Consider the following 22116-nt stretch of genomic DNA (forward strand, 5'->3'; position numbering starts at 1 on the left):
TTACAAATGCACAAGCAGTTGAGTCGCATTTTAATCGGGGTAATCGCAGTATTTGCATCCTCCTCAGTTGTTGCTTCCTCGTTTACTCAAGAGCAGCAGCAATATTTAGACGCCAGAACGGCGCTGAAAAAACAGCAATCAGATCGTTACCAATCTCTTAGAGGTGAGCTGGATGATTATCCTCTCACCATCTACCTAGATTTTCATCATAAAATCGACGACATTCTTAAACTTCCCGCTAAACAGGCCACACAAGCATTCAGCGTTTTTGAGGGGAGCCCTCTGTATAACACCGCTCGCTATCGCTACCTAAAGCGCAGCGGCAGTCAAAAACGCTGGCAAGACTTCCTAGCTGTTAGTCCAGAAAAACCAAATAATGTCGCCCTACAGTGTTACTTTTACCGAGCACAGTTACAGCAAGGTAATAAACAACTCGCTTTCGATGGCGCCGAGTCACTATGGCTTTATGGCCGTTCTCGACCAAAAGAATGCGATCCGTTATTTAAAGAGTGGCAAAAAGCAGGTCTTCGTACCCAAGAGTTACTTTGGTCCCGTATGCTACTCAGCTTCGAGCAGGGACAATATGGACTGCTCTCTTACCTTTCTCGCCAATTAACCAGCAATAAAGACGATGCGAAACGCTTACTCGCAGTGTATAAAGATCCTCGCAGTCTACGTCATAAGTCAAAATTCAGCGGTTCAGCTAAAATCAATGCCACGATTGTCGATCTGGGCATAAGAAAATTAGCCAAAAAAGATCTTAAACGAGCAGTTAAACTGTTCGCCGCTTATCAAAAAGCCGATCGCTTCAGTGATTACCAAGGAAGAAAACTCAGCCGCTATCTGGTCAGAAGAGCCCTGATTTATCAAGTACCCGAGTTACAAAGCTATGCTGACACCATCTTGCCCTTACTCGATAGCGATGACTTAGTCGAAATGCGTCTGCGTTGGGCTCTTCGAGATAATGATCAACATAGCTTTAATCAATTTTTACCCCTGTTAAGCGAGCAAAAACAAAATACAGCCCGCTGGCAATATTGGCGTGCCACTGTGTTAGCCTCTGAAAATACCGAACAAAGCCTGCAGCAATCAAAGATATTGTTAGAAAAACTCAGCCAAAAACGTAATTTTTATGGTTATCTCGCTGCCGCTAAACTTGAGCAACCTTTCAAGTTGCAGCATAAAGTGACAGTAAGCGATAGCAGCCTGCAACCTAGCATATTCAAGGATAAAGGACTCGCCCGAGTACAAGAGTTACTCGCTATTGATAAACAATCGGACGCCAGAGCTGAATGGGTAATGTTACTCAATCGACACAATAAACAGATGCAAAAAGAGTATGCCGTTTATGCCGTTGAGCAAAAATGGCATAGCTTAGGCGTGCAGGCCAGCATACAAGCTCAACTTTGGAACGACATGGAAATGCGCTTTCCTTATGCGGCACAAGAGTCTTTTAATCGAGCGAGTAAGAAATATGCCGTAGATATTGATGAAATCCGTTCGATTTCCCGTCGCGAAAGTGCCTACTACCCTAATGCGACATCGGGAGTCGGTGCCAGAGGGTATATGCAGTTAATGCCAGCGACGGCTAAACAAACAGCCAAAAAGACCAAACTGCCTTATAAAGGCACCAAAAGCTTATATGACGCTAAGCTTAATATCGCCTTAGGCAGCGCCTATTACGGTGGTTTACTTAAGCAGTTTGATCATAATCGTGTACTGGCTACAGCATCTTACAATGCTGGACCTCATCGTATAAATAGCTGGCTTAAAAGAAGTGACGGTAAGCTCGATGTAGTGAGTTTTATCGAATCTATTCCCTACCGCGAAACACGGGAATATGTACAAGCGGTATTGAGCTATCGAGTGATCTATCAAGTTAAGCAAGGAAAACAGCCTGAGCTGCTATCAGAACAAGAGCTCAAATTCAGCTATTAACCCGCTCTAACTTTCTACCTCAGTAGCTCACTTTTATGAAAGAGAGCTACTGAGGTAAGGCTGAGTAACTCAAATAGTTACCAGCAGCATGACTTTAATACTTCTTTCTCGATTCTATTAATAATCTGCTCAAGCGCAAAATAACCTCATATATCTGGCAAGGCTGGAGATTTTCCACCATAGTAGGACAAGAAAGAATTTGTCTCGTCTATCTCTAGTTAATCAACCAAAAAAATAACCAAAAAAATAACCAAAAAAATAACCAAAAAATAATAATATGGCTTGCTCAAAGGACTACTATGCACAATGACAATATTGGCGTTATTTTACAGCAACTAGACACAGTACTGCTCGGCAAGCCTCATCAGATTAAGTTAGCCCTGACCTGCATTCTAGCTAAAGGCCATCTGCTTATTGAAGATCTTCCCGGCATGGGCAAGACCAGTCTATCTCAAGGCTTGGCGCAAACATTGGGCTTAAGCTATCAAAGGATCCAGTTTACCAGCGACATGCTTCCTGCCGATATTCTTGGCGTCTCCATTTTCGATAAAGAACAATCTCAATTTACCTTTCATCCCGGTCCTATTTTTAAGCAGATGATCCTCGCCGATGAGATCAATCGTGCCAGCCCTAAGACCCAGAGCGCATTACTCGAAGCGATGGCAGAACAACAGATCACCGTCGATGGTAAAACCCACTCATTACCACAGCCCTTTTTCGTCATCGCAACTCAAAATCCCAGTGAACAGTCAGGCACATTTCCCCTGCCTGAGTCACAACTTGATCGATTCATGATGCGGATCGCTATCGGCTACCCAGCTCCCAAGGCAGAGCTGGCAATGTTAAAGGGGCAAGATAGTACTTCAAGCGAGCGAGTGTTACCTCAATGCCTAACACAGTTAACCTTGCAAGAGTTACAGGCACAGACCAAAGAGGTCAGTGCATCTGACTCGCTGCTGCAATATATTCTCGCTTTAGTTAACGCCTCTAGGGCTGAACCTCAAGGCTCTGGATTGTCTCCAAGAGCCAGTAAAGCAATACTGCAAGCCGCAAAGGCTTGGGCAATAATCCATGGTAGAAAATATTTGGTACCGGAAGACGTTCAATCGATATTCCCCCATGTAGCCGAACACAGAATAAGACAATTCTCTCATCAGCAAGGCGAGGCGCTATCGGCTAAAATTCTCAATAAAGTCAATCCAATACTTTAATCCTTTTCCGTATTTTAAGGTGTAGGAGTTGCTAGCAAAGCGAGTCTCAATAGCTATTTAGCTTTTTGAAGCCTGAGTAAAGTTGAAGGAGATTATGCCAAACCAAAGTAAGATTAAAACCAAGCTCAACCGGCAGTGGCAAACATGGATCTCACGCCGATTACCCGCGAGAGAGCAGATAACCCTCAGTCACAAGAGTATTTTCATTTTACCAACAGGCTTTGGTCTGGCTTGGCTCATCTTGCTGGTTATATTGTTTTTGTTTGGCACCAATTACCAAAATAATCTGGTCATGGGATTAAGCTTTTTGCTTCTAAGCATTTTCAACACCTGCATCATCTATAGCTACAAAAACCTCGCAGGGTTGACCCTCTCTAGCTGTAAGGCAAATATTACTGTTGCTGGTCAGCCTATCTATTTCCCGATAAATCTATCTTGCGCGACTAGTGCCTACGAAGTTCAGCTTAACTTTCAGAACCAACCTCTAGAGGTTGTCAACAAGGTAAATGAGCACCAGACTCAAGTCCTAGTCACCTATAACAAAACCCACCGCGGAATCAATTACCCTGGTCGAGTAAAAGTCGAAACGCGCTATCCTCTAGGGCTTTTTCGCGCCTGGTCACATATCGACTTAGCGCAGGCACAACTTGTCTATGCAGAGCCCATTATCGACCCTAACCCACTATATTTAAACTCTGAGCAGATAGCCGATCAGCAAGAGACCGGGAAATATGTGACTGGTATTGATGAATATAAAGGATTAAAGGAGTACGCTCTCGGGGAGTCATTAAAACAGGTCGCATGGAAGCAATGGGCGCAGGGCCGCGGCATGTTAACCAAAGAGTTTGAAGAGCCTCAGGGCGCACCTATGTGGCTGAGATTAGAGGCTAACCCCGATAATATTGAACTAGCATTGAGCCATCTTGCCTGGCATACCGAGCAGCTAAGTACTAAGAGGCAGGTTTTTGGTCTAAAAATGGGCGGCAGCACGATTCAGCCCTCCCATGGCGAGCAACACAGAAACAAGGTACAGAGCCAACTCGCCTTATACCCTAATCCAAATCTAAACCCGAGCTCAAAGCCTAGGCCTAAGCACGCCCCTAAGGCTGACCAATGACCCAGAAAGAGCGCCAGAGTATCTCCCGCCATACCTTGATGTGGCTACTGCTTGCCAATATTGCCATTTTGTCTCCTCTGTATGAGCAGGTCACGCTTTGGTCACTAGCAATTTGTACTATCTGTATCTTCTGGAGGATCGGCATCTATTTAGGCAGAGTTGCAAAGCCGCCTAAATGGTTAGTGACCAGCTTGGCCTTTGCGGCCGCCGCGACGCTGGCGATGGTGGCAGGGCAAATCGGTGTCCTTACCGCCATGGTCAACCTGCTTATTCTCGGTTACGCACTCAAATATATAGAGATGCGCAACCGCCGAGATGTCCGCGCCGTTGTTTTAGCTGGATACTTTCTGATTGCGTTTACTTTCATTCATCAGCAAAGCCTCCTCTCCAGCCTACATCTAGTCATTGTTACCATTATTAATACCTGCGTGCTGATCAGCCTCTACCACGATGAAGGCAATTTTAAATACGCGGCGCGATTAGGCGGAAAAATCATTCTACAGAGCCTTCCTCTTGCGATTATTTTGTTCCTTATTCTGCCTCGTCTTCCTCCACTGTGGATGGTGCCGCCACAAAATGGGGCTCAAACAGGATTATCCGATAAGGTCAGCTTCGGTGATATTAGCCAGTTAACCCGCTCTAGTGCTTTGGCTTTTAGAGCGACCTTTTCCGGTAATGCCCCAAGCAACGACAAACTTTATTGGCGCGCCATCGTGCTAGAAGACTATAACGGCAAGGATTGGACTCAAAACCCAAGTATTATCGAGGCGCAGTCATCACCTAACAGGACTCTTTCGAGTAACGAACTTGCACGAGGCACTGCAAATACATCGACAATCACTTATCAAGTGATTGCCGAGCCCAGCGCGCAGCACTGGCTATTTGGTTTAGATGTCGCGACAAGTCAAGATCGCGGCATAAAACGCCTTGCCGATCACAGCCTCTATGCTACTCGCCCCATAGATCAAAGACGCCTATATCAAGTGACCAGCTTTAACGAGGCGATGATGGATAGCCAGCTTAGTGATGCGAGTCAAGCAACAAACCTTGCCCTCCCAAATGGCACTAACCCCAAAACCCGAGCGTTAGCGCAGCAGTTTGCCCTTCGCTATCCGGCCCATGAACAACGGCTTAACGCCATGATGCAATATTTTGCTCAGCAGCCTTATTACTACACCTTGCAACCCCCTAGGGTTGGTAAGCAGCAAATTGATGATTTCCTGATTGATAATAAGGCTGGGTTTTGCGTTCATTACGCCAGCGCATTTGCCTTTATGGCGCGTGCAACGGGTATTCCGGCCCGTTTAGTCACGGGTTACCAAGGGGCTGAGTACAACCCAAGCGCGGGTTATTACAGTATCTACCAATATATGGCCCATGCCTGGGTTGAAGCTTGGCTGCCAAATCACGGCTGGGTACGCTTCGATCCCACCGCCATGATAGCGCCTGAGCGGGTCGAGCAAGGATTCGATGCTGTTTTTGATCCAGAATCCACCTACTTAATGGACAATCCTTTTAGTGCACTTGCTTACCGCGATAACCCCTTTATAAATCAAATACGGATGCAATTTGCCAGTGTCGATTACTTTTGGAGTGTGTGGGTCCTCGGCTTCAATGACCAAAAGCAACAAAAAGTATTGCAGGAGATCTTAGGTGAAGTCACCCAAACTAAACTCTCCATCTTTATTCTTATTAGTCTATGCGTCATCGGCTTAACCATCGCCTATAGCGCAGGGCTGATACAGTTCCATCGCTCAAGTGATAAACACCTCAATGCCTATTACTCCGTATGTAAGATGCTACGTCAAAGAGGGCTTGCTAGAGCCCACCATGAAGGCCCTCTCGATTACAACAAACGGGTGGCTGCGGCCTTTCCAGACATTGCCGAAGACTTTAACAAGTTAACCCAATACTTCATCACCATTAAGTATCAAAATCTCAGTAAGCGCAGTCATAAAAGCTTCTCTCGATTACTTATCAAGCAATCGAGGTGGTTAAAAATCAATATCGTTAAACAGAGATTGGCACTTAATAAAACAAACACATAGAATGGTTTAATCTGGCAGTCACCCTGCCCATTCGACTGCATCGTTGTTAAAGGACCGCCATGCTATATCTAGTGCAATCAAACCAAATGGAAGCGTTATCTAAGCTATTAGCGAATGAATTACGAACTCCATTGCCTAACAGCCCATTATTAATGCCAGAGCATATTTTGGTGCAGAGCCCGGGCATGTCCACCTGGTTACGACTAGAGATAGCAAGACAAAATAACATCGCTGCAGGCCTTGAATTTCCGCTACCCTCAAGCTTTATCTGGCAACTATGTCACACCCTGTTAGACGACGTGCCTAAAGAAAACGCCTTTACCAAAGCTGCAATGACATGGAAGCTGATGGAGCTACTCCCAACGCTTATTGACAGAGAAGATTTTGCTCCGCTAGCAAATTACCTGAGCAATGGTAATCCAGATAGCACAGTTAATCCTGAGAACTTTGCAAATCCCGAAACTACAGCTAATCCTGTCGCTTTCGGCATGGACTCATCTCTAAGCAATGATCCTCAACCTGATGATAGCGAGCAAAATCCACTGAAGCTCTATCAGCTCTGTGGCCAAATTGCCGATATTTTCGACCAGTACTTAGTGTACCGCCCCGACTGGATAACGGCTTGGGAAGCCAATGAACCGACCTTGCCTCCCAATGGCGATAAACTTAGCCCCGCACAAGCTTGGCAGCCAATCCTATGGCGCGCGCTGATTGATTTTAATGCCAACACCTTAGGTAAGAGTCGCTATCACCGCGCTAATTTACACCAAGCCCTGTTCGATGCACTCGATGATCCTAACACCAGCCTAGAGGCACTACCAAGGCGCTTATTTGTGTTTGGGATCTCCTCTATGGCGCCACAAACACTCGATGTGTTGCACTACTTAGCTAAACGGATTGACGTGATAATGCTCAATTTAAGTCCCTGCAAGCACTATTGGGGCGATATTGTCGATCCGCGTCTGCGTGCACGTATGGCACTGCAATACGCCGATAAACAAAAGTTGGAAGTAGAATGGGAAGATAAGCTAGAAGTGGGTAACCCACTACTCGCCAACAACGGTAAGATGGGCCGTGAACTGCTCGACTTGCTGTTAGAGCTTCCCGAGGAGCATACCGCATTCGATCTCGATTACTATCAAGCGCCCAGTACCACAACCATGCTCAATGGCGTGCAATACGACATCTTAGAGCTAACCACTCGAGGCCAGAGTCTTGGGCCCGATGCCGCGCTGTACTTAAGCTTAGACGGAAGACGCGTCATTACTGATTCGGATGACTCCATCACCGTTCGTAGCTGTCACAGCCCGCTGCGGGAAGTTGAAACCTTGCACGACCATCTGCTAGAGATGTTGTCTCGTCCGCTTTCTGATGAACAACTGGCTGACGGGGTAACACCGCTGGCGCCAAAAGATATCGTCATCATGATGCCAGATGTTGCCGCCTATGCCCCATACATAGATGCGGTCTTTGGCGCAAAACAGGGCAGCCATTATATTCCCTATGCCATTGCCGATCGCGGTGCAGCGCAAGAGTCACCGCTTATAGCAAGCTTCTTACACCTTCTAAAAATAAACCAAAGCCGTTTTGGTCTAACCGATATCCTCAGCATTTTAGAAGTGCCAGCTGTGCTACGCCGTTTCGAACTCGACGATGAGAGTCTGGCCGTTATCAAGCGCTGGTTAGAGCAAGCCGGAGTGCGCTGGGGACGCGATGAAAACAGTCGCTGCGAATTCCAGCTGCCTGCGTTCGAGCAAAACTCATGGGCATTTGGTATTAAGCGCTTAATTTTAGGTTATAGCTTGAGTGACGATGCACCGCTTTATCAAGACCGACTATCGGTTAATGGCGTTGAGGGACAAACGGCACAGGCATTAGGTAAATTACTCGATTTTATCGAGGCACTCGACGGCGTGCACCTAGCACTCGCACAAAGCTGTAGCTTAAGTGAGCGCATGGCGCAGCTTGAAGCGATCCTTGAAGACTTCTATGAAGTTGATGATGACGAGATTGTCCAGCGACAAGAGATCCGCGAGGCTATTGTTAAACTCAACGAGGAACTCACCGAAGCGGGCCACACCACACCGCTCACCATTGAGGTGATCCAAAATTGGTTTAACAGCCGCTTATCCGAATCTCGAGTCGGCCAGCGCTACCTCGCCGGAAGCGTCAACTTCTGTACCTTGATGCCGATGCGCTCTATTCCTTTTAAACTAGTGTGCTTACTGGGTATGAACGATGGCGTCTATCCGCGCGTTCAACATCCTGTTGGCTTTGATCTCGTGGCGCAAATGGGGCCAAGAAAAGGTGACCGTTCACGTCGGTTAGATGACAGATATCTATTCCTTGAGGCGATCCTTTCGGCTCGCGAACAACTCTACATCAGCTATATCGGCAATAGTGAACGCGATGACTCTGAGCGGATCCCCTCTATGCTGGTATCTGAGCTTATTGAGTATTGTCAGTTAGTTTATCTACCACAATCTCTTGAACAACAAGCAAGCGAACAGAGGCTTGAGAGTGATGGCAGCGCATCGCAGCAGCTTATCGATAAGATTGAAAAAGGAGTACAGAAGCACCTTATTCACAAGCAGCCTTTGCAGCCCTTCGATCCGCGACTTTATAGCGAACTAAATAACGAAAAGAGCCAAGATGATACCGCTCCCAAGCTTCAACAAAGCTACTCGGCTCAATGGTGCCCTGTGCCTGTTCCGTCTCATTCTCAAGCGGGGGCTACCTCACCGAGTACAGCAGACAAGGCGCAATCAAAGGATAGAAGCTACAAGGGTTTTATCGGCTACCATACTCAACTACAGTCATTTGGCCAAAATGCACTTTTCGACACCTTGGACGGCACAACGAGTCAAACCGAAGAGCTTGAGCTGTCGGCACTGATCCGCTTTTTTAGAAACCCGGCACAATATTTCTTTAACCGTACCTTGAAGGTTGATCTCGGGCTCGATATTCAAGCCGATGATAACGATGAGCCCTTCAGCCTCAATGCGCTTGAGCGCTACAAGCTGCAGGCTACACTACTGGATAACGCCATCGAAAATGGTGAGGAGCGACCACAGCAGGCGTTGCTTGAGCGATTAAAGGCTCAAGGTAACTTACCGTTAAAGCCATTTGACGATCTGATTTTAAATCAATATCTACATGATATTAAACCGCTTATAGGTCGCTGTTTATACTTAAAAGGCGAAGCCTCTCATTCGGTGGATATTGACCTTTTATTCGATGACACAGCAGCCGACCTTGATGATGACGTCAATAACGAACTTGATAATCGTCTAGCGCTGAATCTTGTGGGCCGCATCGATGACTTAAGTGCAAAAGGCTTAGTAAACTATCGCCCGGGTACTGCCAATGGCCGGGATTTAATTCGCGTCTATTTACGCCACCTTTGCTTATGTGCCATGGGAGACAGAGCGAAAACGAAAAGTAAAATTCAGTCTAGCACTCAGGTAAATGCTCTGGAGCAGAATGACTCAGCCGTAGCGAGTATGAATCTGGTCAGTTACCTGCTCGATATTGGCCATTTCCATGCCTTCTCCCCTATTAAGCCCGAACAGGCGAAAACACAACTTAAGCAATGGCTCAATTGCTTTAAACAGGGCCAAGTGCAGCCACTCATGTTTATGCCGCGTACGGCTATGGCTTATGTTGAGGCTGAGGGCACCCATAAAGAGAAGCTTTTTGAAGCGCAGTCACAATGGCTAGATGAACAAAGCCAGTTAGGTGAAGGCTTAGAGCCTCACTTTCAGCGCCTATACAGCTTCCCTGACGATTTTAGTGAGCAAACCTTCGCAAAAACGGCAACCCGTTTACTTGAGCCGCTATTAAGCTTGTACCACAAAGACAAACTCAGTGAATTAGCCACCTTCGTTGAAGCTGGACTCGACACAGTTGATCTGCCGTTAGCATCGACGTCAACAGTAACAGGCGAGGCTAACTGATATGAGTGGCAAAATGAATGACCAAATGAGTGAAAGCCAAACAGACAATATGACAACTTCAGCCAATACCTCGCAAGCTTCCAATATTGTGACCGAAGCCTTGGATACATTGACCCTGCCTTTTGGTGGGAGCCGTTTAATCGAGGCCAGCGCAGGCACGGGGAAAACCTTTACCATTGCCGGACTCTATGTTCGCTTGCTGCTCGGTCATGGTGTCGAAGCGCCACTCACCTGCGAGCAGATCTTGGTAGTGACCTTTACCAATGCCGCTACCGGTGAGCTCAGAGATCGTATTCGCAAGAAAATTCAGCTGGCGTACCGCTGTTTTATCGGCCTTGACGTCGATGACGACCTGATAAACTCACTCTATCAGGCGACGCCGGAAGCGAGTCTGCCTATCGCCCGCAAACGTCTAGACTTGGCGTTAAAGTCCCTCGATGAAGCCGCGATTTTCACTATTCATGGTTTTTGTCAACGGATCCTGGCAGATATGGCGTTTGAGTCATCTTTACTGTTTGAATCGGAGTTTACCCTCGATGATAGCGAGTTCCTGCACCATGCCGTGCGGGATTTTTGGCGCGAGAAATGTTATCCACTAACTGGCTGCTTAGCCGATGCGATTGTCAGCAAATTCGCCGATCCCGATGCCCTCTCTCGTCAGCTCAGGCCTCTTTTAGGCGCCAGTAGCGCAGTCGCCAGTCCAAAACCGCAAGACTTTGCAAAGCTAGAAGCTGAACTGACTCAAAGCCTTAGCCGCTTTAAACTTATCTGGCCAAGGGAGCGAGAGCAAACCGAAACCTTGCTACATGCACTACCATTAAACGGCGCCCGCTTTGGCAAGAAAGCCGACGGTTACCCAAAACTTGCGAAGATGCTTGATGATCTCGATAACTGGGTCGCCTTCGGTCAGGCTCTGCCACCAGCAAAAGTTCTTGAAGCCCTGTCGCTTAACGAGCTTAAGCTCAACAAAGGCGGTGAAATCCCCTCGGCGCAGCAAGCCCCTATGCTGGATCATATGGAAAGACTGGCACAACTTATCGCAAGCCTAATTCCAAGCTTTCTTTATTGCGCAAGAGACGGCATTGCCACACGCTTTGCCAAGCAAAAACTTGAGCGTAACTTGCTAACACCAGATGATCTGCTGTTAACACTGGCTAAAGCGCTGACTGAGACTAATAAAAGCTGTGTGACTACAGATAGTAAGCTTGCTACAGATTGTCACGAAGCGAAAGAGAACAGCTTAGCCAGCAGCATCGCCCGCCGCTTTCCAGTGGCGTTAATTGACGAGTTCCAAGATACCGACCCATTGCAGTTTGAGATCTTTAACGCTATCTATCAAGGCTCCGGCCCTAACACTACAGCAGCTAATGGCGACTCGACGCAAAACGACAAACTTAGCCTGTTGATGATTGGCGATCCAAAGCAAGCTATCTACGCCTTTCGCGGCGCCGACATTCACACTTATATTCAAGCCCGCGCCCAAACAGCAAAGCACTATAACCTAGATACCAACTATCGCTCGAATAAGCAGATGGTAGATGCGGTAAACGGGATCTTCAATCACAGAGACGATCCTTTTATCAGTCAGTCCATCCCCTTCGAGCCAGTAAAAGCATCAAACTTTGCTGACAAGAAAGTGCTTAATGAGAAAAACGCAGACAACAGTGCCCTAAGGTTAAGACTATTAAGTGAAGAAGCCGAAAAAGGCCTGAATAAGACCACAGCGAGGCAGTTAATCGCCGATGATGTCGCCGATGAGATTGCTCGGCTGTTAATTGATGCACAGCAAAACCTGTGCGCGATTGGCAGCAAGCCGCTGAGGGCCAAAGATATTGCTATCTTGGTTAGAGACAGGCACGAAGCCAATGTGGTTCGAGCCGCCTTGGGTCAGCGCCAGATTGGCTCGGTATTTTTAAGCCGTGATAGCGTCTTCAACACCTTGGAAGCCAGAGAGCTAGCGCTGGTACTTTATGCCATGGCCGATCCTAAGGATGAGCGTGCACTAAGAAGTGCATTAGCCACCTCACTGCTCGGTTATAGCGCAGAAGCGATTCATAGCTTTAACCAAGATGAAGATAAGCGTCAAACTCTGCTGGAGCAATTTGCGCAGCTGCATCAAGTTTGGTTAAAACGCGGGATCATGCCTGCTCTGCTGACACTTGCAAGCCAGACACAAATCATTGAACGTTTGCTTAATGGTGAAGAGGGAGATAGGCGTTTAACCGACTTTAGACACCTTGGTGAACTTCTGCAGCAAAAAGCCACCGAACTCGATGGTAGCAGCGCGCTGATCAACTGGTATGAGCAAGCGCTGATTGAAAACCTGCCAAATGAAGAGGCGCAGCTACGTTTAGAAAGCGAACAGAACCTAGTTCAAGTGGTCACGATCCATAAGAGTAAAGGGCTTGAATACCCTATCTGTTTTGTGCCCTTTGTCAGCCTGAGCCGCGATAATCGTAAAAGACCCGCCCCTATGCTTTACCATGACGATAGTCAGCTTATCTGGGATATTGAACAGACAGATGAAGGTTGGGATCGACAAAAGCGAGAAACCTTAGCCGAAGATCTGCGCCTACTCTATGTAGCGTTAACAAGACCCGTGCTTAAGTGTTACCTGTATATCGCCAACCACAGCAGATTTACTAAGAAATCGGGCATGACCAGCCAATTACATGAAACGGCTATCGGTTATCTGTTAGGAGTCGAAGATAAAGCATGCGATTACGACAGACTACTCGCTCAAGCTCTATTACTGCAGCTAAAAGACCCTAAGGCAATCAGCCTGACAGAACTGCCTGCGGCGGGGTCGGATGAATACTGTGATAGAGCGCTAGTCGTGCTAGATAAAGATGAAGCCGTGCAGATCGACTTTGCCCCTAAAGTACTCAATCGCCCTATGCTAACGCCTTGGCGTGTAGGCAGTTACTCAGGCCTTGTAAAGCATTTGGCCCATGAAAAAGTGCTACCAGGTATGGATGATGAGCAGTTTCCAGAACTAGATGTCATCATAGATGAAGTAGATAGCTCGCCATCACGATTTAGCTTTGAACGCGGCGCGAACGCCGGTAGCTTTATGCACTTAGTGTTAGAGCTAATTGATTTCACTCAGGCGCAAACCGATCTTGAGGTGCAACTGCCTATCGCCATGGCAAAATACGGCATTGATGAAAGCTGGACCCAAGTGCTCAATGACTGGTATCTGGATCTGCTTTATGCGCCTTTAACCAAAGATAACTCCTTAATGCTTGCCCAGCTGACTACCAGTCAAAAACTAGTTGAGATGGAGTTTTATCTGCCAATCACCGCCCTTAATTGCGACAAACTCAATACGCTTTTGACTGAGTTTGGTTACAGCGCAGGCCTTAGCTTTGACGAATTACAGGGCATGTTAAAAGGCTTCGTGGATTTAACTTTTGAACATAATAATCAGTTCTTTATTGCCGATTATAAGTCGAATCACTTAGGGGATGACTTGAGTCATTATCACTACACCAATATGCAACAGGCTATCCGCAGTCATCGTTACGATCTGCAATACATCATCTATACCCTTGCCCTGCACCGTTACCTGACGCTTAGAATGCCGAGCTATGATTACGATCTGCATATTGGTGGTAGCTTTTATCTTTTCTTACGTGGCATGTCGACAAGCTGTCCACAATCTGGCGTATTTTACGATAAGCCGCCTAAGTTACTCATTGAAAAGCTCGATGCCCTATTCGGTAATAATATGACCGCACAAAATTTAGAACAAACCAATAGCGCTCAAGTGGAGGCCAAATGATCACCGCCACTAAGCCGATTAACGATTTACTCAAAGAGTGGCAGGAGCAGCGACTTATCACTTCGCTCGACCGACACTTTGCCTTGCAACTAGCTCAGCTTCATCAGGAGTCTGCGCCGCTATTTACCCTTATTTGTGCCTTGGTAAGTCAGTACTTATCGAGTCAGCATACCTGCCTGCCGCTCAAACAGATTGATAGCGAGAATCCGTTTAAGGAGCAGAACAGCCAGTGCCAAATCAATCTCAAAGTCGATGAGCTTGAGCAGGCCCTTTTGCAGTTTGACGCCATAGGTACGCCTGATGACGCCGAGCTTAAACCTTTGGTCATCGATAAAGGCAACTTATATCTTCAGCGTTATTTCAACTACGAGAAACAGGTCGCCGAACATCTGAATCGACTCTCGTTTGCACCAGTCGACTCAAGTCTTAGTCAGGACAAAGCGCTTGATGACGCAAGCGAATTATTAAATCAGCTATTTCCAGCCAATGAGCAGCAATACGACTGGCAAAAGATAGCCACAGCCACAGCGATGACCAAAAAGCTAGCGGTTATCACTGGCGGCCCTGGTACGGGAAAAACCACCACGGTCACCAAGCTTTTGTACTTGTTATGCTCAAGGCAAGAGATGACCATTAGGCTAGTCGCGCCAACAGGCAAGGCTGCCGCGCGGCTAAGTGAGTCGATTAAAGCCTCGAAGCTCAGGCTTGCCAGTGAGATGAGCCAAATGGGCGCTGTCGATCTGGAAAAAAACATCGCTAAGATCCCAGAAGAGGCCGCCACCTTACACAGATTGCTTGGGGTTATTCCGAACTCTCACCAATTTAGGCACCATAAAGATAATCCACTTCGGCTCGATCTGTTAGTGATAGACGAAGCTTCTATGGTCGACTTACCTATGATGCACAAGGTGCTTTGTGCACTACCTGAGCATGCCAAGTTAATATTGCTTGGCGACCAAGACCAGCTCGCCTCGGTTGAAGCGGGCGCAGTGCTTGCCGATATCTGTGCGGGTTTAAAGCAAGTTAATAAGAAGACCAAACAAAGCCGCTGGCAGATGCATTACTCACAGGCTCAAGTTGAGCTACTGAGCCAGTTAACCAGCACTTCATTAGCGGAGTTTACTAGCCTAAATCCTAAAATAGGTGACAGTTTGTGTATGCTAATGCACAGCCATCGTTTTCAGGGGGATGCAGGTATTGGTCAGCTAGCAACCGCGGTAAATCACTCTAACCTGCCTCGCATCGCCGAAGTTTGGCAGACAGGCTATCAAGAGTTGTGCTGGCTAGAGCATACAATATCTAATACTGCCCACGGTAACAGTGCATCGACTAATAAGGGACTGGAAGCGCTACTGATTCAAACCATTGAGCAATACGGGGGATATCTCGCGGCTATGTTGCAAGGTGAAGTCGAGGCCGACAAGATAATCGACAGCTTTAATCAATACCGTATTTTATGTGCCATGCGCGCCGGAGAATACGGTGTTGAAGGCATAAACCAGAGTGTCACCACGGCGCTTGCTGCTAAGGGGCTTATCCACCCAGAACAAGAGTTTTATGCTGGCCGCCCTATTATCATTCAGAGTAATGATTACAACTTAGGCTTATTTAACGGTGATATTGGATTGATTTTACCCGATTCTAGCAGCCAAACTGGCCGTTTTATGGCGCACTTTATTCAGGCTGATGGGAGTTTACTCAAGGTATTACCAGCTCGATTACCTAGCCATGAAACCTGTTATGCCATGACGGTGCATAAGAGCCAAGGCAGCGAGTTTAGCCATGTATCTTTAGTACTGCCTATAAAGCCAAGTGTTGCTCAGCAGCAACTCTTGACCAAAGAATTAGTCTATACCGCGATTACCCGCGCCAAGCATCACTTTACTTGCCTTGGCAGCCAGAGGGTGTTTGAGCAAGCGAGTCGCAGCCTAACTCAACGAGCCTCAGGTTTGGCACAACGTCTATGGCGTGATTAATTTTTTCAATGAGAGTTAGCGGTAAAGCCGGTAGTTAATCTCTAAAAGCGCAGCAAAATGGCTAAATAAGCCACATTGAGATTAAAATCTCGAATATAAAAACAGCATTTAAGCAAAATCTGCTAGGCAATACTTGCATTAAAAAGTGATTACGCCATAGTGATTCAGCTGACTTTTATCATGGGTAACAGGTGGAGACAAAATGACCCAAAAGAATTTATTATTGTTGTGTGGCGGCGGCGGAGATGAGCACAGTATCTCACTGCTATCGGCCAATTTTTTTGAATCGCAACTCGCCACTTTACCCCACTTTAATGTGCTGCGCGTTGAACTCAATGCTAAAGGTCAATATCACACCCAAGCAGGCGAGCTTTGCGAGCTAACCAATAGCAAGCAAATTCGTTTTGATGATCCAAACAAAGCCCCATGGAATGTGGACTATGTCATCCCTTGTATTCACGGCTACCCTGGTGAAACCGGTGATATTCAATCGTATTTTGAGTTAATTAATCTGCCTTACTTTGGCTGTGACTCTGAGGCAAGCAGTAATTGCTTCAATAAAGTCACCGCTAAAATGTGGTTTAGCGCCCTTGGGATCCCCAATACGCCGTATATTTTCTTAAGCGAGTTTAACCAGCAGGCTTTGGAACAAGCTGAGGCTGCATTGGTAAAGTGGGGCTCTATCTTTATTAAAGCGGCCTCTCAAGGCTCTTCTGTGGGTTGTTACCGCGTCGATAGTATCGAGCAGTTAGCAAGCTCATTAGAAGAGGCATTTACCTTTTCGCCATATGTGGTTATCGAGAAGACCATTACCGCACGCGAATTAGAAGTCGCCGCCTATGAAGTCGATGGTGAGATCATCGCCACCAAACCGGGTGAAATCATCTGCGCTAGCAATACTTTCTATAGCTTCGATGAGAAGTATGCAGAAAACAGCCAAGCACAGACTGTCATTGAAGCCGATGTTGATGAGGTGATTGCCAAACAAATTCAAGATTACGCGATTAAAGCGTTTAAAGGAATGAAGCTACGTCACCTGTCGAGAATTGATTTCTTCTTAACCGAAGACAATGAAATCTTGCTCAATGAGATCAACACCTTTCCGGGGCAAACCCAGATCTCTATGTTCCCTAAGATGCTACAAAATCATGGACATGATTTTGCCCTGTACCTGTCTGGAAATATTATGGCGCAGTTGAAAGACTAAAAACGTTAGACAAAAAACTCTAGACTAATAACTTTAGCCAAAAATATAAAAGCCAGCGCATATTGCGCTGGCTTTTTAGTTTAAAGCGATTGTGGCAAGGCTAAATTACCAACCTTCTACACCTTTCATGTCAGGAAGATGATGAGCAATACCTTTATGGCAGTCGATACAGGTCTTCTCACCACTAGCAAGAGAGGTAGAGTGCATCTTTGCCGCGCGTGGTGATTGGCGAGTAAAGTCCATATAATCGAAGTTGTGACAGTTACGACACTCCAGCGAATCGTTAGCCTTTAAACGCGCCCACTCATGCTCAGCTAGCTCACGACGCTTCTCTTCGAACTTTTCGCGAGTATTGATAGTGCCAAACACCTTGCCCCACACTTCTTTCGATGCTTGCATCTTACGAGCAATCTTATCGGTCCAGTTATGAGGTACGTGACAATCAGGACAGGTCGCTCGCACGCCACTTCGGTTAGTAAAGTGAATTGTCGATTGCATCTCTTGGTAAACGTTGTTTTCCATCTCATGACAACCAATACAAAACGCTTCTTGGTTGGTGACTTCTAGGGCAGTGTTAAAGCCCCCCCAGAATATCACCCCAGCAACGAAGCCACCGAGTGTTAGAAAGCCTAAGCTGTAGTGAACACTAGGCTTTCTCAGCACTGTCCATACCTTTTTAAGGAAAGATCGTAATTTAGCGATCATAACTACTCCTAGTGCGCTTTCTTATTAGAATCGGCTTTTATTAGCTGGTCCATATCCACAAACTCATTCGGCACTAATATCTTAGCGTCTAGTTGTGGTACGTGGCATTGAGTACAGAAGTAACGTCTTGGTGAGAGCGTCGCCAGAAAGTTATTCTCACGGTCCATGTAGTGAGTCACGCTCACCATCGGCGCTTGTGAGTCACCGGTACGGCTACGGTCATGACAAGACATACACTTATTAACCTTTAAGTTAACCTGATAACCATCAATCTTATGAGGGATCACAGGTGGCTGCATCGGATAATTACGCACTTCTTTTACATCAGAGTTAATCACTTTTTGCATCGCAGGTGGCGTTGGCTCAGCATTGAGCGGCGCATCCCGTAGAGTTGCAATCTTGTCAGCTGGAATAACCTCTGCTGAAACACTAAAAGCACTTGCTAAAGATAAGCTCACCAAAGCAGCTGCAGATACTCGTGTTAATGTTTTCATTATTATTTCTCCTTATGCCTTGACGATCTTCACTGCACACTTCTTAAAGTCGGTCTGCTTAGACAGCGGATCTGTCGCATCGAGAGTCACCTTGTTAATCAGCTGACTGGCATCGAACCAAGGCACAAACACTAACCCCACTGGTGGCTTGTTACGACCGCGGGTTTCGACTCGGGTCTTAATTTCACCTCGGCGAGAAATCACACGTACTTCATCACCCCGGCGTAAGCCTCGCTGTTTCGCATCTTGTGGATGCATAAAACATACTGCATCAGGGAAGGCGCGATATAGCTCAGGAACGCGCTGAGTCATTGAGCCTGAGTGCCAATGCTCTAGTACACGACCCGTTGATAACCAGATATCAAACTCTTCATCAGGTGACTCAGCAGCAGGCTCGTATGGCAGTGCGAAAATCACCGCTTTGCCATCTGGCTTGCCGTAGAATTCAAACCCTGTTCCAGGCTTCACATACGGATCGCTACCTTCTTTAAAGCGCCACTTAGTCTCTTTACCGTCCACCACAGGCCAACGTAGACCGTGTACTTCATGGTAAGTATCAAATGGTGCCAAATCATGGGCATGGCCACGGCCAAAGGTGGCGTACTCTTCGAATAAGCCTTTTTGAACGTAGAAACCAAAGTCTTCAGCTTCATCATTCATGTATTTGCTATCTCTATCTGATAGCGGGAACTTCTCCACATTACCGTTTTGATACAGCACTTCAAACAATGTCTTGCCTTTGAACTCTGGGTTAGCTGCAAGCACATCGGCTGGCCACACTTCATCAGTCGTAAAGCGCTTAGAGAACTCCATTAGCTGCCATAGATCTGAACGCGACTCACCCGGTGCCTTCACCATTTGATGCCAGAACTGAGTACGACGCTCGGCGTTACCATAGGCACCCTCTTTCTCGACCCACATGGCGGTTGGTAAAATAAGGTCGGCAGCCTGTGTGGTGACGGTTGGGTAAGCATCTGATACCACGATGAAGTTTTCAGGGTTACGATAGCCTGGCAATCCCTCTTCATTAATATTAGGGCCGGCCTGCATATTGTTGTTCACCTGAACCCAATAGGCATTGATATCACCATCTTTTAGACGACGGTTTTGTTCAACTGCGTGATAACCAGGCTTTGGCGGAATGATGCCACTTGGAATACGCCAAATCTTTTCTGCAATCGCTCTATGCTTAGGATTCTTAACCACCATATCGGCAGGCAGACGGTGTGAGAAAGTCCCCACTTCACGTGCCGTACCACAAGCTGATGGCTGACCCGTAAGTGAGAATGGGCTGTTACCCGGCGTAGAGATCTTGCCCGTTAATAGGTGGATGTTATAAATCAGATTGTTACACCATACACCGCGAGTATGCTGGTTAAAGCCCATGGTCCAGAAAGAGGTCACTTTCTTATTTGGATCAGCATAAATCTCAGCCAGCTCAATGAGCTTATCTTCTGGTACCCCAGAAAGTTTGCTAACAGACTCAACGTCGTAATCGGCAACAAATTTCTTAAATGCCTCAAAGTCGATAGGTGTTGAGTCACCCGCTGTTTTAACGTTCTTGGCCGCTTTTTGTAGCGGATGTGATGGACGCAGGCCATAACCGATATCAGTTTGACCTTGACGGAAGTTGACGTGCTTGTTAACGAAGTCCCAGTTAACTTTATCGTTTTGAATGATGTAGTTAGCAATAAAGTTCAACATTGCTAGGTCAGTTTGTGGCGTAAATACAATGCCTAAGTCGGCAAGATCGAACGATCTATGCTCAAAGGTCGACAATACAGAAACTTTAACATGAGGTGCACTTAGGCGACGGTCTGTTACACGACTCCAAAGGATCGGGTGCATCTCAGCCATATTTGAGCCCCAAAGCACGAATGCATCGGCCGCTTCCATATCATCATAACAACCCATTGGCTCATCGATACCAAAGGTTCGCATAAAGCCACCAACGGCAGAGGCCATACAGTGACGCGCGTTAGGGTCGATATTGTTTGAACCAAAGCCTGCTTTCATTAGTTTTGAAGCCGCGTAACCTTCCCAAACAGTCCACTGGCCAGAACCAAACATGCCGATAGCGGTTGGTCCTTTATCCTTTATGGTTTTCTTCCACTTTTGCGCCATAGTGTCAAAGGCAGTATCCCAAGAGACAGAAGTAAACTCACCGTTCTTATCATACTTACCGTCTGTCATACGTAGCATTGGGGTTTGCAATCTATCTTTACCGTACATGATCTTAGATAGGAAGTAGCCCTTGATACAGTTAAGGCCTTTGTTCACTTCACTTTCTGCATCACCATGGGTTGCAACCACTTTACCGTCACGTGTCGCAACAATGACCGAGCAACCTGTACCGCAAAAGCGGCACGGCGCCTTGTTCCATTCTAGTTTTGTTTCTTCTGAACTGGTGATCAGGTTACTCGCGGTGGCGGGTAAGGCTAAACCGGCGACACTTGCTGCAGTCAAAGCAGCATTGGCCTTCATAAATTCGCGTCTGTTCATTTTCATTGTTCACCCTCTTCAAGCACTTCACTTTGGTGATAAACCATTGCAGCCGATAACACTCCAGGTATGGCGTTAATAGTTTCGATACTTGTCATTAATGATTTCTGGCTATCGCCTTCTAGCACTACGACCAATTTCACTTCGTTATTTACCGACAATTCGGCGTTTTCCATTTCAATAATGGTTTGCCTTACTGCTGACATCTGCTCAGGTTGTACTTGAAGTACTAAGCTTGTTACATGAAGTTCATTGCTCATCTTTATCACTCTATTTATTTATATTTTTGTTTTTATAGTCTTAACCTGCACCTGGTGGGCCAGTCAGAATTTGGGCAAACCAAATTGCAAAGCCGAGACCAGATACAAGCAAAACAGATAAAAGGGGGGCGAGAAATACAGTCAGAAAAATGAATATTCTAAACTCTAATTTTTTCTCATCATTCGGTGTGGAACTCATAAATCCTCCAACGAGTGGGACTATCTAACATGTTTTTATGGTGAGTCGATTTATGTTAAAGCCAGAAAATTAATCGGCTATTACAGCCATTTACTCTTTGCTTTCATCTTGCACAAAATGATATCAATAAGTTAACAAGCTTCTGTATACCCACAATTCGGTAAAAGCACACCTAGGTTGATCCAGATCATCATTTTTAAAGCTTAATTACCAAGATCACTCTTCCTAAGCACTAATTCCGATTAATAAACCAGTAAAATCACTTATTAAGCTATTCATAACATTCTAAACAATGGGTTAAAGTAGGTTAAATATCAAACGATTCGATGGGTTTTATAACAAAATATTCACTAAGAGGTATTAAGCTTATTTTAAGGCTGCTCAAATAACGTTCAAGCGAGCGATGAGGTTGGAGTGAGAAAATAAGATGGATAAAATAAAATGAAATGGTAATCAAAGAGGTTGTTTATCGTACTTCATATCAGGGTGTTAAAATGCCAAAAAAAACGCACGGCGTAACCGTGCGTTTCATCAGTAATGGATAGAACTAGATTAATACCAATCAGTATAAAGATTTGGTCGCTCAGCGAGAGTTTAGCGGTTCTGAGGCAAGGTCATTAAATGCTCCTGCATTAATGACATTCACCACATCCATGTGGTTTGCAACGAGTGAAGAGCATAGTTGAACTAGGGTTAAGCTCCCTCTTGAACCTTAGGAG

13 protein-coding genes are annotated in these 22116 nt (G+C 46.3%); 8 read left to right on the forward strand and 5 right to left on the reverse strand.

The window, feature by feature from the left end; translation table 11 throughout:
* Nucleotides 1–6 precede the first annotated feature (6 nt).
* From Q1A86_RS11935 to Q1A86_RS11970, 8 genes are all read left to right on the forward strand, one after another.
* Nucleotides 7–1938 carry a transglycosylase SLT domain-containing protein gene (locus Q1A86_RS11935; protein WP_299806796.1) on the forward strand — a complete coding sequence of 644 codons (1932 nt, stop codon included), beginning with the start codon at nucleotides 7–9 and terminating at the stop codon, nucleotides 1936–1938.
* A gap of 299 nt (nucleotides 1939–2237) precedes the next feature.
* Nucleotides 2238–3149, forward strand: a complete 912-nt coding sequence (locus tag Q1A86_RS11940) for an AAA family ATPase (protein WP_299806798.1) — start codon at nucleotides 2238–2240, stop codon at nucleotides 3147–3149.
* A gap of 94 nt (nucleotides 3150–3243) precedes the next feature.
* Nucleotides 3244–4266 carry a DUF58 domain-containing protein gene (locus Q1A86_RS11945; protein WP_299806800.1) on the forward strand — a complete coding sequence of 341 codons (1023 nt, stop codon included), beginning with the start codon at nucleotides 3244–3246 and terminating at the stop codon, nucleotides 4264–4266.
* Nucleotides 4263–6314, forward strand: a complete 2052-nt coding sequence (locus Q1A86_RS11950) for a DUF3488 and DUF4129 domain-containing transglutaminase family protein (protein ID WP_299806802.1) — start codon at nucleotides 4263–4265, stop codon at nucleotides 6312–6314. Before Q1A86_RS11945 ends, Q1A86_RS11950 begins: the two co-directional genes overlap by 4 nt.
* A 59-nt stretch (nucleotides 6315–6373) precedes the next feature.
* Complete coding sequence (recC, locus tag Q1A86_RS11955) at nucleotides 6374–10270, forward strand: exodeoxyribonuclease V subunit gamma (protein ID WP_299806804.1); 3897 nt, start codon at nucleotides 6374–6376, stop codon at nucleotides 10268–10270.
* Between the two features lie 49 nt (nucleotides 10271–10319).
* Nucleotides 10320–14054, forward strand: a complete 3735-nt coding sequence (gene recB / locus Q1A86_RS11960; protein WP_299807057.1) for an exodeoxyribonuclease V subunit beta — start codon at nucleotides 10320–10322, stop codon at nucleotides 14052–14054.
* On the forward strand, nucleotides 14051–16030 hold the full coding sequence (gene recD, locus Q1A86_RS11965; protein WP_299806806.1) for an exodeoxyribonuclease V subunit alpha: 1980 nt from the start codon (nucleotides 14051–14053) through the stop codon (nucleotides 16028–16030). Before recB ends, recD begins: the two co-directional genes overlap by 4 nt.
* Nucleotides 16031–16232: 202 nt before the next feature.
* Nucleotides 16233–17237, forward strand: coding sequence for a D-alanine--D-alanine ligase (locus Q1A86_RS11970; protein WP_299806808.1), 1005 nt, complete (start codon nucleotides 16233–16235; stop codon nucleotides 17235–17237).
* 105 nt (nucleotides 17238–17342) lie between these two features.
* Here Q1A86_RS11970 and Q1A86_RS11975 read toward each other — a convergent pair whose 3' ends face one another.
* Genes Q1A86_RS11975 through Q1A86_RS11995 form a run of 5 tightly spaced genes read right to left on the reverse strand, consistent with a single transcriptional unit; the run spans nucleotide 17343 to nucleotide 21397 of the window.
* A complete protein-coding gene (locus Q1A86_RS11975; protein WP_239892759.1) occupies nucleotides 17343–17942 on the reverse strand; it encodes a cytochrome c3 family protein in 600 nt (199 codons plus the stop codon).
* A gap of 8 nt (nucleotides 17943–17950) precedes the next feature.
* Nucleotides 17951–18436 (reverse strand): nitrate reductase cytochrome c-type subunit, encoded by a 486-nt coding sequence (locus tag Q1A86_RS11980; RefSeq protein WP_299806814.1) that lies wholly within the window; start codon nucleotides 18434–18436, stop codon nucleotides 17951–17953.
* Nucleotides 18437–18448: 12 nt separating this feature from the next.
* Nucleotides 18449–20938 (reverse strand): nitrate reductase catalytic subunit NapA, encoded by a 2490-nt coding sequence (gene napA, locus Q1A86_RS11985; RefSeq protein WP_220763378.1) that lies wholly within the window; start codon nucleotides 20936–20938, stop codon nucleotides 18449–18451.
* A gap of 2 nt (nucleotides 20939–20940) precedes the next feature.
* Nucleotides 20941–21198, reverse strand: a complete 258-nt coding sequence (locus Q1A86_RS11990) for a chaperone NapD (protein WP_220763376.1) — start codon at nucleotides 21196–21198, stop codon at nucleotides 20941–20943.
* A gap of 40 nt (nucleotides 21199–21238) precedes the next feature.
* A complete protein-coding gene (locus Q1A86_RS11995) occupies nucleotides 21239–21397 on the reverse strand; it encodes a periplasmic nitrate reductase, NapE protein (protein WP_220766174.1) in 159 nt (52 codons plus the stop codon).
* Nucleotides 21398–22116 lie beyond the last annotated feature (719 nt).

Origin of the sequence: uncultured Shewanella sp. (genome assembly GCF_947497935.1) — a bacterium.
Taxonomy (GTDB): Bacteria; Pseudomonadota; Gammaproteobacteria; order Enterobacterales; family Shewanellaceae; genus Shewanella.

Bases quoted from the DNA above. Each gene is read 5' to 3' on its own strand.
- Q1A86_RS11935 (WP_299806796.1), top strand. From the start codon at position 7: ATGCACAAGCAGTTGAGTCGCATTTTAATCGGGGTAATCGCAGTATTT.
- Q1A86_RS11970 (WP_299806808.1), top strand. From the start codon at position 16,233: ATGACCCAAAAGAATTTATTATTGTTGTGTGGCGGCGGCGGAGATGAG.
- Q1A86_RS11980 (WP_299806814.1), bottom strand. From the start codon at position 18,436: ATGAAAACATTAACACGAGTATCTGCAGCTGCTTTGGTGAGCTTATCT.
- napA (WP_220763378.1), bottom strand. From the start codon at position 20,938: ATGAACAGACGCGAATTTATGAAGGCCAATGCTGCTTTGACTGCAGCA.
- recB (WP_299807057.1), top strand. From the start codon at position 10,320: ATGACAACTTCAGCCAATACCTCGCAAGCTTCCAATATTGTGACCGAA.
- recC (WP_299806804.1), top strand. From the start codon at position 6,374: ATGCTATATCTAGTGCAATCAAACCAAATGGAAGCGTTATCTAAGCTA.
- Q1A86_RS11945 (WP_299806800.1), top strand. From the start codon at position 3,244: ATGCCAAACCAAAGTAAGATTAAAACCAAGCTCAACCGGCAGTGGCAA.
- Q1A86_RS11950 (WP_299806802.1), top strand. From the start codon at position 4,263: ATGACCCAGAAAGAGCGCCAGAGTATCTCCCGCCATACCTTGATGTGG.
- Q1A86_RS11975 (WP_239892759.1), bottom strand. From the start codon at position 17,942: ATGATCGCTAAATTACGATCTTTCCTTAAAAAGGTATGGACAGTGCTG.
- Q1A86_RS11940 (WP_299806798.1), top strand. From the start codon at position 2,238: ATGCACAATGACAATATTGGCGTTATTTTACAGCAACTAGACACAGTA.
- Q1A86_RS11990 (WP_220763376.1), bottom strand. From the start codon at position 21,198: ATGAGCAATGAACTTCATGTAACAAGCTTAGTACTTCAAGTACAACCT.
- Q1A86_RS11995 (WP_220766174.1), bottom strand. From the start codon at position 21,397: ATGAGTTCCACACCGAATGATGAGAAAAAATTAGAGTTTAGAATATTC.
- recD (WP_299806806.1), top strand. From the start codon at position 14,051: ATGATCACCGCCACTAAGCCGATTAACGATTTACTCAAAGAGTGGCAG.